At 43.5% G+C, this 13,275-nt stretch carries 11 protein-coding genes; 4 read left to right on the top strand and 7 right to left on the bottom strand.

Going from position 1 to position 13,275, the window contains the following annotated elements; genetic code table 11:
• From AC1DPK_RS30965 to AC1DPK_RS30935, 7 genes are all read right to left on the bottom strand, one after another.
• A partial coding sequence (locus tag AC1DPK_RS30965) for an Athe_2463 domain-containing protein (protein WP_477512651.1) occupies nucleotides 1-3,263 on the bottom strand: 3,263 nt, incomplete at its 3' end.
• Nucleotides 3,264-3,268: 5 nt separating this feature from the next.
• Nucleotides 3,269-4,255, bottom strand: a complete 987-nt coding sequence (locus tag AC1DPK_RS30960) for an S-layer homology domain-containing protein (protein ID WP_477512650.1) — start codon at nucleotides 4,253-4,255, stop codon at nucleotides 3,269-3,271.
• Between the two features lie 326 nt (nucleotides 4,256-4,581).
• Entirely contained in the window at nucleotides 4,582-4,800 is a 219-nt protein-coding gene (locus AC1DPK_RS30955) for a hypothetical protein (protein WP_477512649.1), read from the bottom strand.
• Between the two features lie 233 nt (nucleotides 4,801-5,033).
• On the bottom strand, nucleotides 5,034-6,278 hold the full coding sequence (locus AC1DPK_RS30950) for an MFS transporter (protein WP_441886481.1): 1,245 nt from the start codon (nucleotides 6,276-6,278) through the stop codon (nucleotides 5,034-5,036).
• A 34-nt stretch (nucleotides 6,279-6,312) separates the two neighbouring features.
• Nucleotides 6,313-7,674: a DUF2087 domain-containing protein gene (locus AC1DPK_RS30945; protein ID WP_441886478.1), complete on the bottom strand. Its 1,362-nt coding sequence runs from the start codon at nucleotides 7,672-7,674 to the stop codon at nucleotides 6,313-6,315.
• A 144-nt stretch (nucleotides 7,675-7,818) separates the two neighbouring features.
• Complete coding sequence (locus AC1DPK_RS30940) at nucleotides 7,819-9,045, bottom strand: MFS transporter (protein WP_441886475.1); 1,227 nt, start codon at nucleotides 9,043-9,045, stop codon at nucleotides 7,819-7,821.
• 70 nt (nucleotides 9,046-9,115) lie between these two features.
• Nucleotides 9,116-10,213, bottom strand: coding sequence for a lactonase family protein (locus tag AC1DPK_RS30935; protein ID WP_477512648.1), 1,098 nt, complete (start codon nucleotides 10,211-10,213; stop codon nucleotides 9,116-9,118).
• Between the two features lie 167 nt (nucleotides 10,214-10,380).
• On the opposite strand from AC1DPK_RS30935, the gene AC1DPK_RS30930 reads away from it, so the two are divergent.
• The 4 genes from AC1DPK_RS30930 to AC1DPK_RS30915 all read left to right on the top strand — a co-directional run bounded on the left by AC1DPK_RS30930 (nucleotide 10,381) and on the right by AC1DPK_RS30915 (nucleotide 13,235).
• A complete protein-coding gene (locus tag AC1DPK_RS30930) occupies nucleotides 10,381-10,743 on the top strand; it encodes a LytTR family transcriptional regulator DNA-binding domain-containing protein (RefSeq protein WP_076268974.1) in 363 nt (120 codons plus the stop codon).
• A gap of 144 nt (nucleotides 10,744-10,887) precedes the next feature.
• Nucleotides 10,888-11,886, top strand: coding sequence for an aldose epimerase family protein (locus AC1DPK_RS30925; protein ID WP_477512647.1), 999 nt, complete (start codon nucleotides 10,888-10,890; stop codon nucleotides 11,884-11,886).
• Nucleotides 11,887-12,063: 177 nt separating this feature from the next.
• Nucleotides 12,064-12,549: a hypothetical protein gene (locus AC1DPK_RS30920; RefSeq protein ID WP_477512646.1), complete on the top strand. Its 486-nt coding sequence runs from the start codon at nucleotides 12,064-12,066 to the stop codon at nucleotides 12,547-12,549.
• On the top strand, nucleotides 12,546-13,235 hold the full coding sequence (locus AC1DPK_RS30915; RefSeq protein ID WP_076268977.1) for an AIM24 family protein: 690 nt from the start codon (nucleotides 12,546-12,548) through the stop codon (nucleotides 13,233-13,235). The genes AC1DPK_RS30920 and AC1DPK_RS30915 overlap by 4 nt, the downstream gene beginning before the upstream one ends.
• The last annotated feature ends 40 nt before the right edge of the window (nucleotides 13,236-13,275 follow it).

Genomic DNA, 13,275 nt, shown 5'->3' with positions numbered 1-13,275 from the left:
GCCGCAGATAGTCCAATTGCACCCCCTACAGTAACGGTACGAGCTACACCATTTTTTTTCACTTGTACAACGAGACCTCTCACTCCTCCTAATCCAGAAGAATAGCGATCTTCAAAGTTATACGTAAAGTACGCATCTCCGTTATCATCTTCGGTCAAGTTGATGTTTGTAATAAATCCACGATCCAAGTTCTCTCCTGGCGCTTCCCACACTAAGCTTTTCGTTTTTAAGGAGTATTTGAAAATTCGCAATTGATTATTGTAATTATAATTATATTGTTCTGGCACATCATACGAGAATTTACTAGCCACATACATATATTCGCCATCATTTGATATTTGCACGAGAGCCGGTCCAATTCCGCTGCCTAGTCCGCTAGGTGATGTTAAACTAGATTGCAAATTAATTGAATCAAGATATACACCATTTTTATCGTACCTCGCAATGACCGCTAAATACGGGTTGGCTGCATTTTGTCTACTATCTTTAAAGTAAAATGTTTCATCTCCGCCAATTTCCATAAGCGTGAAGCCACCTGGGGTATCAAAATTAACCGTCCTCAAAAGCTCACCTGTAATTGAATTTCGTTCATAAAATGTATAGGGATAGTTAGGCAAGCTATAATTTTGATTATAAGAATATAGTCGGTTTCCACCGAAAACCTTGTTGAATAATATTTCTGTAACTGGCACACTCCAAGTGGGTTTAGCAACAATATCTGCAGCAAGCTGATATTTGGTTCGTGAGTTCGCTCCATTTCCTGAGTTCGGGTATCCAACAGAAAAGTTTGCGTATACTCCATTTTTTGTCGATAGTGTAGTAGCATCCGCTTTCCATGCCGCTTTTTGGGCATTTCCACCTTTGTATGGCGTCTTAGCCGTCCAAGAACGGAAAATCGATTGTGTTGAGTAGTTCGTAACTGGTGGGCCGCTGTCTTCTCCCTGTCCTGGCTGCTGGGTAGTTCCAAACACGTTGAAGTTAGCAGACGGCGCGTAGTTCAGAATATCAGTAGTAGCAATGCCCGAACTACCTTTTAACCCATAGTCTTCTGTCACGGTAGCACGATATTGCCTCTTCCCTACTTTGGAGTAATTGAGCGAATGTGTTGTTTTAAAAACTCCATCATATAAGGCTTTCCACGCTTCTTCCTCATAGTTTCCATCACCATCTTGGTCATATCGCTCTTCGAGAAAAAGATGATTTAGAATATCGCCGTCAGGACTCTCAGCATCGATATAAAGCATAAATCCGTTACCTCGATATGATTCTTCAGGCGCTATCACTTCGACTGTAGGTGGTTGATCAGGTATAACCTCCATAATCAAATCATCCCAATCACTAGCTCTTCCAGTCGTGTCATAAACCTTTCCTTCAATACTATATTCGCCTAAATTAGCAGGCGTTATGGTGAACCAGCCATTTGTATACGCTGCATCACCCACTTTTTTATAGCGCATCTCCGACTTGCTAAAATCTATTTTTTCGCCTCTATCCTCTAATGGTGTATACGAGTTTAAAAGATTGTAAGGCCGCTCTAACGGTCTTCCTTGTATAACACGTGTTATTCCCGACACGATAGCTACTGGTTTGGGATCGACAACCCGAAGCAATGCAGTATCTTTTTGCGATCCACCAAATTCATCAGTTACGATAATTTCAGCCGTATAAAACCCAGGATTTGAATACGTCTTGTACAAAAACTCAAAGTCTGTATTATTTGGTAGTACTGCGCTCAAGTTTTCCGTGAATGTCCATGTGTAGCCGTTCAATCCTTTTGACCGATTTATAAGCGAGGACTTTTCCCCTGCAATGATACTAGGGGGATCAAATTCTATATCCGCTTTTAAATCAGGTTTAGGTGTAGGTGTTGGCTCAGGAGTTAGCGTAGGGCTTGCGCTTGGGTTAGGCGTTGCTTTATTTGCCACGTTTATTATCAGCTGCGCCCATTCCGAAACTTTTTTTGCGCTATTGGTGACACGCAGCTCAATTATGTATTTCCCTTCAGCAGCAAAATCTTTTGCTGTTGGTTTTGTCGCAATCGTTTTACCTGTTGGGTTTTTATATTTCCATTCTCGAATGGTGATTGATTCCTTGCCTGGTGAATAGGAGAGTTTGTCATCAAGCATCGGCTCTGTTGCCGGCTTCATGGTTATTTCGGGGGTTGTTCGATGGTCTCCCTCTTTATGAGAGATGATAGCTATTGGAGTAGTGGGTTCGTTCTTTTTGTTGAATGCAATTTTAAAATCTTTGGTGTTGTTATTTTCGTTTGATTCGATGACGGCTTCACCAAAATCAGTCTTCGCTGTGAAGCTCTTAATTCCGCTTGATGCTGAGGATACATTGACGGTCACTGTTTTGATTTGTCCGGGAGGTATGTTTGAAATGAGTTCTGATTTAATTGTTGTGCCAACAATACCTACCGTAAAAGCGCCGCTAGTTTCTTTACCTTGATTTTTTGTTGTAATCTTTATTGGTACCGAATCGCCTACCCACGCGTCAGTTGGACTAATCAACTCACTGATAATGAGGTCAGGCTGTTTCTTAACCTCTAACTTGTTTAATGGTGGTATATAAAACATCTCGTACCACCAAGATCCGTCAGGTTGCCAAATATTCCACATTTGAACAATCCCAGGAGTGTAGTCTGTTGGTACTTGCTGGATAATCACATAGTCTTTAAGCGTATCTCCCGTCCATCCTTTATTTGTTCGTTTATTATAACTCTGAACAAATGTCGGAGATTCTTTATATGGGTCTACAATAGCCTCCAACCATTTTTTCGCATCAGGATGGGATGTTAATAATGGAGTTGGGGTAATTTGCTTACTTTCTCCTACTGATGTATTCCAAGGTGTTTTCACCCAATTTTTAGCTACATTTAAGGTAGCTCTTGAATCACTACGAAATAACCAGTTACGATAAAGATTTCCGTTAATATCCCAACCAAGGTAACGCCATTGTCCTTGATCAAACGTATTTCCCTCTGCTGTAGAGATGTGAAGGGGAGATCCGTATACAACCAACTTCCCACCCATACCGCACTTATTTGAAAGAAAGTTTCCGTTTAATGCTTTTTTTCCCTTTCCAGATTCTATAGAAGTAGGAAGGTTGTTCTGCTCAATTAGAATTAACGCCTCTGAATCATAAGATGATGGTAGAGGGCAATCTTGGCTACCTGCTGCTTCAACATTAAATGGGAAAGACGTTACTAATAGTAAAATTATCAAAGTCAATATTATATTTTTTCGTAGTTTCTTGTACAAGTACATCATTCTCCAATCCGGATCATTACTGTTTTGTTATCATTCCCCTTATAAACTTTAAAAGTGCGATTATCGTATTTAGACTCGAACACACTATTTGAATTAGTAGATTCTAAACCATTAACTTTGATATAGCTCGCATAGGCCTTTTCAAAAGATTTTGGATAATAATATTTTAATAATTCTTTAACAATGCTTTGGTTTTCAGACGTAGATTCTGAAATAATAATTGATGTTTTTTTTAATTCACTTACGTATTCAATGGCTAGTGTATTATCAAAATACTCATCTGATCCTTTTGAGTTAATCAATACAATTCCATTATGACCAAAAGTCGTATTCCCTTTAAAACCTGATAATGACTTAATCATTGTATTAAGTTGTTCTTTTGTCTTGGGATATGACGTAACTGGCGCTGGAGGATTCTTCGCCATCAACGTATTCAGAATCATCACCACTGCCTCAGCACGAGTTGCATTCTTCTCCCCGCCCATCGAACCATCGGGATAACCCTTCATAATTTCCAGTTTCTTTGCCACAGCCAAATAACCCGACTTTACGCCTTCGGCATCTTTACCTAGCGCACGGATCGTCATACGCGCGATCTCTTCTCGCGTAATCATACGATTTGGTTCAAATGTATTTTCTGGATAGTCCCCAACCTTAATAATGGATTGCTTCAATCCTGTTGCAATGTACGAGCGGAACCAACCCGTATCATCAACAAAAGGCGTATCTGTATCTTCCACTTTCACCTTCATCGCCGCCACAATCGATTTCAAAAATTCTGCGCGCGTCATGTTCGCATTTGGCTTAAATGTTATTGCATCATAACCATTAATCCATCCTTGATTAACAGCCGTCGCAATTTCATCCTTTGCCCAATGCGTTTTTGTATCTGTAAAGGCAACTGCTGCCGCAGCTATCTTCGTATTTATAAGAATCGTCACCAATAACGTAATTGCGAGCATGATTTGTCCTATTTTCCGCATATTTAACCACTCCATTTATTAGGATGATAAAAATTCACCAGTGAACTAAAAAACATTTTTAACACATTTTTTTACAGCAACATCATAATCATTCTTCTTGCCCGTCTCTTTTCCCTTCTTTTCTTATCCCCTTTCCCTCCAAAGTTTCCCGTATTTCGACAACATTCCTTCCCCCCATCAGCAGGCCACTCTCCCAAGAAACACTGCTGAAGCAACGCAAAAAAGCACGCCCCTCCCTCTATCGAGGGAATAAGCGTGCTTCGCTATCCTACATATCAACTACAGCAAATGTTACTTCACACCGGAGAATCTGTCAATATATAGGTTTAATCACTTCTATCGTTAATGTTTTTTGATTTTATTATATTCTGCTGCTTTTGATTCTTTTTATAATATTTCATAATAAAAGATACAATAACGAAAACCGATCCTAATAACCCGATATACATATAGTAATCAGGATTGTCCGTATTAATTAAGCCGCCGCCTCCAAAGATGACTGCTAGTGGAATCCCAAATATGAGCAATAATCGATCCACCTTCATATACAGACCTCTCCCTCCAAGTTTTAAAGATACATTTAACACTTTGAAATTCACATCATCTTTTATAGATTAACAATCAACTTACCGATCAACAACGAAAATAGATTTAGTGTTTTCCGAAATCTATTTTGCGCACGCACATTTTTGCTTTAACAAAAAAATACAGAGCATTGAGGTTTATTCCCCATCCATGCTCTGTATCCCTATTCATTATGACTATACTTTCTCTCCAACTAAGAACTAGACTGAACAACAAGCGGTTTATGCTTGAACAACGGAACAAGGAGCAGCATACCCAAGAACATAATCGATCCCGCGACGCAATAAATGCCGACGAGCGGAAACACCGTTTTGAGCTGTCCGGCAACAAGTGTCATAATAACCATCATTCCCATAAACATCGGGGTAAGCACGCCATTGACCCGTCCCGTATAGGACTCCTCCGAATATTGCAAAATCATTGTGCTAATACCGATTTGAATCATCGGGAAACCTAAACCGCTAATAAATTGCAGCACTAATGTAATCGGTATGCTTGTTGATAAGCCTACACCAATCATACAAAGCGAGCTCATCAATAGGCCAATTGCGAGCAGCTTTTGCGGAGCTACTTTTTTGGCTATAACCATGACAGCCCCGCCGCCAACCAGCATCGCTATCCCGTTAACCATCAGAATATATTGCAAAAACTCCTTAGGCTGACCCAGACGTTCAAGCACGATGAACAAGCCAAGCGTCTGCGCAATTCCTACCGCCGTGCCCGCTAATGCAAACGTACCTCCAAGGGCTTTCAAGACTGGACTGCGCCATACATACTTGAATCCATCCTTGAACTCTTTCCAGAAATGCCTCTCCAATGCAGCGTCTGTTTTCTCCACTTCACGATCACGCGGAATTCTGAACAAAACGACAGCGGAGAGCAAGAACGCTACACCCATTACTCCAATGGAAACTTCGATGCCGAACTTTTGGTACGATATGACACCAAGTGACGGACCAAGCACCATGAATATCGCCATAAGCGATTGGAACATCGCCATCGCTGATTGCAATTGCTCTGCTGGAATATGCTGCTTAAACAGCTTCATAGCAGAGGGCTGTGAAAATTGTGATAGGATTGCCGATACAAACGTTGCAAAATACACCATATGCCACGAACCGTAAAGCAATGTAATCAGTACAACAAACACAGATAACGCTGATAAAAAGTCACACCAAATCATCGTGAGCCGCGGCTTCCAGCGATCTGCAAACGTTCCTCCGATGAACGAGAATACGAAAATCGGTAAAAATTCCACGAAGCCCATCAAACTAATCGCAAACGGGTCCTCGTTCGTCTTGTCTGTCACATACATCAGAATAGCGAAGTTCCTTACCCAAATTCCAATTTGAAGCAATACGTTTGAAAATATAATCGTTTGAAAAAACTTGTTTCGAAGCAAACTTTCTCCCGCTCCTGTTACTTCTTTAGCAGACATTTCAATCAGCACTCTCCCTCAACCAAAAAATGATTTATTTCTCCACCTTCTCGGCTGGGCCATGATAACCCTTTTCACCATAAGGCTGCAGCTTTTGGGCCCATATCTCCTTTAAATCGTTGACTTCTCTGTTGTATTGTCGCACCATGTCAACGGGTTGACGGCCTTCCGGGTCCAATACGTCTTTATAATCATAACGAATCTTTTGTTCCAATTTAACGGTCTCTAGAACGAGAAAAGAAAAGTTTTCGCCGCCAAATTGCTTCCATTCCTTCTGCAGCTCCTTGTTCGCATGACCATTCATATTCAGTACAAACTGCTCTTTTCCCCAAAGGGCATCTAAATTAGTGGAGCTTCCTAAATAAATTTTTCCATTCACATTATTTTTGATCTGAAAAACACCCATCTGCCGCTCACGCTCTTGGTACTCAGCTGTCAGCTGCTTCCTCTTTGCCTTATCCATTTTTGGATCACCCTTTCGTTCTTCCTCTTGCTCCTGCACTTTGGCCTGAGCTTTCTGTTTATCCGTTTTTCCTTGCTTGCCTTTAGCAGATTTCTTTGGGGCTGTCATTTGCTCAACCTGCTCGGTCGACCCACTCTGTTCAAGCTCATTTTTCTTGATTCCTGAACCCTTCACCCAATACACTTTGCCATCATCTTTACGATCCAAGTAGCCATAATCGATCAGATAGCGGCGCAGTGTTGCATAATCCTCTTCCCAAAAAGAAATTAACCGCTCATTCACTTCTTTCTCTGTATAGTGGACTCCGCTTTTGAAATAAGAGGCGATATGACGCAGCACTGCTACTTTACGTTTCTCCTTGCGCGGAAATGAGGCGAGCGGACCTTCAGGACCATCCGGAAAATATTGCTTCAAAAGATCTGTGTATTCATCCTCTGTAATCGCATAGCGTTCATCTATTTGTGTAGCCGTCCGATGTACAGGCACGAATCGCGGAGCCGCAGTGTTGCCATGGTCCATCATTTCAATAATTGCGAGCAGAAGCCTTGCTTGCTTGGCCTTTTCCTTCAGTACGAAACGATGATTCCGAATGGTCGAAGCGCTGCCTATTCCAGTACGGCTCATCATCTCGTTGTCAGTCAGCTGATCGGCAAAACCTTGAATAAGCTCCTTCTGTAAGTCGGTCAGACCTGTCTGCCGCTTATCCAGCTCAAGTAAATAATCAAGCATGGAGCCATGCTCCTGCTGGACATGATAGGCTGCATATTTACGCGCCTCATACCAGCGTCCAGACTGCTCATCCCGAAAAATCTCTCCATCCTCAAAGCGTTCTCCGCAAATAAGGCAATAATAAAATCCTTCGGCTTCCTCATATACATAACCCTGCTTCAGTTCTTCTACCGATGCCGACCAAAAACGTTCTTCAGCAACCATTTATCCAAACACCTCTCAATAACGTCTACTTATTTTATAAACATTATATAATTATGTTTGGTTTTTATCAAATACTTTTTCCAACAAAAAAAGTCGCCTTAAGGAAATATCCTTAAAGCGACTTTTCTGTCATTCCTATTCGAGTTACACCGATTCTTTCCTATCCTTTGGCAGCATAAGCGCCAGCAAGCCCATTAGCGGTAACACGCTGCAAGCGACCATAACAAAGCTGAGTGAACGGGCGTCCGCCAAATATCCGAGAACTACCGCACCAAGTCCACCCATTCCAAAAGCAAGACCCGTTATAAGCCCCGAAGCCGTCCCTACCTTGCTGGGCATTAGCTCCTGCGCATACACGACGCTTACCGAGAATCCGGATTGCAATACAAAACCAAGCACTACGATTACTGGATATACCCAGGCTAGAGGCAGATGCGGCAGAACGAGAGCGAATGGTGCTGCGCCTAGAATGGAAATCAGCATCATTTTTTTGCGTCCGATCCGATCCGCCAATATACCGCCAAGAAAGGTGCCGGCAACACCGGCTGCCATAAATAAAAATAATGGAATCTGTGCTTGCTTAATCGTCAGATGATAGGCTTCCACCACATAAAACTGATAAAAGTTGCCGATCGCTGCCGCATACCAGGATCGTGCAAATACGATCACGAACAAGATAGCAAGTGCAAACGCAACAACCTTGGGTGCCAGAGCGGGCTTCGCGCTGCCTGCCGCTTTGCGCTGCATTTTGCCATCATGTACAGCTAACTGCGTCTTATACCAAGGAACGACTTTCGTCAAAATAATAATGGCTGTAGCAGCAAGCAATGTCCCCCATATAGCGCCCTTCTGTCCAAACGGCAGGAAGATCAGCATCGTCATCAACGGACCGAGCATTTGACCAAAATTACCGCCAACCTGATAAATCGACTGGGAGAAAGCTCTGCGATTGCCTGCGGCCAAATGAACAACCCGCGAGCCCTCTGGATGGAACACGGCTGAGCCAAGCCCCACAAACACAACCGCGAGCAGCACTAAGTAGAAGTTCGGTGCGAAGGCTAAGCCAACCATCCCGAGCATGCTTGCACACATCCCGACAGGAAGCATCCAAGGCGCCGGCCTCTTATCCGAGATCAAGCCGACAACAGGCTGCATAACGGATGAAGTCATATTGAGCGTAAAAGCAATCCAGCCGATTTGTGCCAAGCTTAAGCGTAGAGATTGTTCCAATACGGGAAACAGCGCGGATACAACCGATTGCATCATATCATTCATGAGATGAACGGAGCTGATACAAATGAGTATCGAGTATACAGTAGCAGATTTTAGCGCTTCTTTATTGATTTTTCTCGTTTCTTGCTGTGCAGACATGTTTAGTAGGACCTGCCTTTCTTAACGAAAAACACTCGTAACCCTCAACGAAACGTRCAGCAAGCATGAACTAAGCTATTGCAAACTTCATGCAAACAGGACTAGGCAGCTCAAGCTCCGAATCCAGCTTGGACAGCAGCCCGCTTTCCGCATCTACTGAAAATACAGTAATATTGCCAGTCTTCTGATGAGCAACGAGCAAATGATCGCCGCTTGGCGTAAGGACAAAATTTCGCGGCGACTCTCCGCCGCAATCGATATGCTGAATAAGCGAGAGCTGTCCATTTCCTTGATCTACTGCAAATACAGCAATACTGTTATGACCACGGTTAGAGCTGTACAAATAACGTCCCGAAACACCTAAATGTATATCCGCTGAATCGTTATATCCATTGTAGTCAGCTGGCAGTGCTGATATCACCTGGTTTGCTGTTAATGTGCCAAGTTCCGAATCCACATCAAATTGTGTAATCGTCGAATCCAGTTCATTCATCACGTAGCCTGTTTCTAAATGAGGATGGAATATTAAATGACGTGGACCAGCACCACGATGAACCTTGCTAATCCCATGAGGAATAAGCGAGCGCCGTTCCTCATCAAAGCGATAAATAACGATCGCATCGATGCCCAAATCGACTGCACATACATAAGAAGAACCAAACGGAATGATGCAATGAGCATGCGGTGCATCCTGCCTTGCTGCATTTGGACCGAGCTCGCCGGAATTTTGCTGAACAGATGTTGCCTCCTCCAGCCCGCCATCCGCCTTAATCGGCAATAATGCAACGTTTCCGCCTGTATAATTGGCAGCTAAGAGCACCTGCCCCGCTTTGTCCGTGCTAATGTAGCAAGGATGAGCGCCATATGTAAGCAAGCGGTTGCCTGTAGATTTCAGCAAGCCCGTTGCTTTATCAATCTCAAACGAAGCGACTGAGCCGCCTCTGGCATCTCCGGTTACTTCAGTTTCACTAGCCGCATATAAGCTGCCGCCACTTGGATTTAAAGTCAAATAAGAAGCGTTTTCGAGCCCGCTAAGACGCTGCAATATCGCTAGCTCACCTGTCGTTTCGTCAAACGTACACACATGAATCGTCGATTCCTCCGCTGTTCCATATGACCCGATATAAAGGATGTTTATGGGTGTCGGTTGCTCCTTTAAATTGCTCATTTTTTATCCTACCTCTCTGACTTTTTGGCTTTACAGTGACCATAGCATAAGCGGCTTCATCAAACAATGTCTTTTTTTTATAAAAGACTTCACAAATACTATTGTGACATGTTACAATGTAAGCGCTAACAAATTCAGCGATTCACATTTCTAAAGGGGGAATTGAGATGATGAATGTTGTAATGAGCGAACGGAATGTGTATGAGGATTTCGAGTTGGAGACAGACGTGCTCTATTTCAAGCTCGGTATGCAAGGACTCGTAAGCTTCCATGGCAGAAACTATAATATAAAGAGACGAATGACTGCCGAACAGATCAGCCAGTTGACTAACGAACGCAGCTTCTATCAAGTCAGCTCTAATTGCTACATCAATATCGGAAAAATCAAGACGATTGATGCTGGTACGATTTATTTTGACTCCGAAATAACAGACTCTAAGCAAGTAACCGTAAATCGCCGCAAGCAATTCGTCATCCAACAGCTGTTTTCACAGCGTGCTTCAAGCAAAGAATATCGGATAACAAAATAGTTGTACATACAACCGCCCCATTTTCCGCTATTATCGGAATAGGGCGGTTGTTTGTTGTCTACTGTCCTGCTATTCTAAAGTTGAATATTATTATATTTTTTGCACAAATGAAGTCAATTATTAATCACTTTTAGGAGGACTACCATGTCTACGCAAGGACAAGCATTTGAAAAATTATTTCATGATGAGCAAGCTGTATGGCTGCAATGGGGCACTTATGAAGCAGCTGTATTGCCAGCAGTTGGTGCCAATCTTATTGCGTTTCGCGATAAAGCAAACAATTATACCTTCCTTCGTGAACCATCCCTAGAGGAAATGGATAGCTTCAGAGAGAATCCGGGCATTCACGGCATCCCGGTTCTGTTCCCCCCAAACCGTTATGAAGATGGTACTTTTACATGGAACGGCAGAACGTATAACTTTCCAGTTAACGAAGCAAAAACGGGCAACCATTTGCACGGATTTTTCCATACAGCAGCTTGGAGTGTCGAGGATTTTGGCACAAACAAAACGGAAAGCTACGTATCGCTCAAAATTTCAATCGATGAAAGCCACCCGATCTACACGTATTTGCCGCATCGCTTCACGATTAAGCTTCGTTATGCTTTGAATGATACGGGTCTACTGCAGCATGTATCGGTACATAATGAAGGAACGGACGTTATGCCTTGCCTGATCGCTTTCCATACAACGATCAATGCACCGTTCGCAGCGAATAGTACAGCAGATGATTACCGCTTCACGCTAACAACCGGCAAACGCTGGGAGCTTAACGAGCGGATGCTGCCAACAGGCAATTACCAGACGCTAGTTGCAGACGAGGAAGCCATGAAAACAACAGGTATCTCCCCATTCTGGGAGCCGATGGATAATCACTACACAACCGAGCCGCAAAATGGCCGCAACGCGATGGAGCTGACCGATACACGCAATGGCGTAACGCTAGTCTATGATATTGGAACAGCTTACAAGCAGTGGATGATTTGGAACAACAACGCTACGCCAGGCTTCTTCTGTCCGGAACCGCAACTGAATCTCGTCAATGCGCCAAATGTGAACTTGCCAGCTGAGCAAATCGGGCTTGTCTCACTTGAGCCAGGCGGCATTTGGGAAGAAACAAGCCGCTTGTACGTTAGAAAATAGGAACTGATCAAAGGATAGCAGCCATTTCGCTGCTATTCTTTTTTTTATGTTGAGATTGATTTTTAACGAAGCCGAATCATTTTTTCCATCCAAATACAGGACAGGAGTGACTATTGTCGAGAAAGGCTGTAAAATGTAAGCATTAGCCCCTCTTATGTCGAAAACTGAAGGGAGAATATGATGCGGCAATCATTATGGAAAGCACTTGTCATTACAAGCTTCTTATCCTTTATTCTCATCATCATTCCACAATCAACTGTCCACGCAGGTTTAATTGATCGAATCAAAGACATTTACAATACACCTGAGAAAATAAGCGAGCTCCAGCAGCAGTATATTGAAGCCACAGAAGCACTCGCTAAGCAGCAGCAGCAGCTTGAGGAATCCGCAAAGGCTGCGGCAGCGTATGCAATGAAGCAACAGGAGCTGCTTGAACAAAACAATCAGCTTATCGCGCAAAATGCCGAGCTGCAAGCCGAGATGGATCGCATGAAGCAGGACAAACAATCGTTTATCAGCAAGCTTATTAATACTGTCATTATAATCGCAGCTGTTTTTGTTGCTTATATCGTATCCCTGAGAGTTTGGCGTTATGTCGTATGGCGCAAGCAGCGCAGCACAAGCAGTAGAGACAGCAGAGGCAGCAGAGGCATTAGCGGATGAAAATAACCGTTCCTGCCCAAGTTGGCCATGTGCATCTCACCCTTGATACTGCGGACAAGCTTCATGTTCTGCATCCAAAATCAATCATCGCCTTTCAAGGCGATCCGCAAAATCGCGAGGATCGTTTCATGGATTTAGCTGGCATGTATCGCAAGAAACGCTGGATTCGCTCTCTCATTTCTGGACCGGCCGAATTCATTGTCGGCTTGCCTGCAGGCTGCTCGCTCGAAACGCTGCACATCGATGAGAAAAGCGACTTGCTGTTTGATTTCAGGCATATTATCTTTTTCTCGGACGGCATGAAGCTAAAGTCTGTCGTGCAGAAGCTCAAAAACGCATGGATTACGAAGGAATTTGTGCGAATGCGATTTTCCGGACCGGGCTTGCTCGGAATTATTACCGCTGGTGATGTGAAATCCATTCAGCTCCATCCGGATCGTCCTTTGTATGTTGAGACTGGAGCACTCGTCGCATATCCAGAGCATGCTTCCATCCAGCTGTCCGTCTACGGCAACAAGCTCGCAAGCCAGCATATGAATGTGCAGTGGGAAATTCGCGGCACCGGCCCAGTACTTATCCAAACAGGCTCCCGCGATGCCGAACTGGAGGAGCAGCTGCAAAACGGCGGCTTTATCAAAAGAATTCTTCGCGAAGTGCTGCCGTTTGGCGGCATCTATATCAAATAAAACAGAGGCCAGCCGACCGTCAGCAGACGGAAGACAAGCC

It is taken from the genome of Paenibacillus sp. 01T424, from assembly GCF_056398745.1.
Note: the sequence above shows the minus strand (reverse complement) of the source record. Positions and strands in the feature narration are given on the sequence as shown.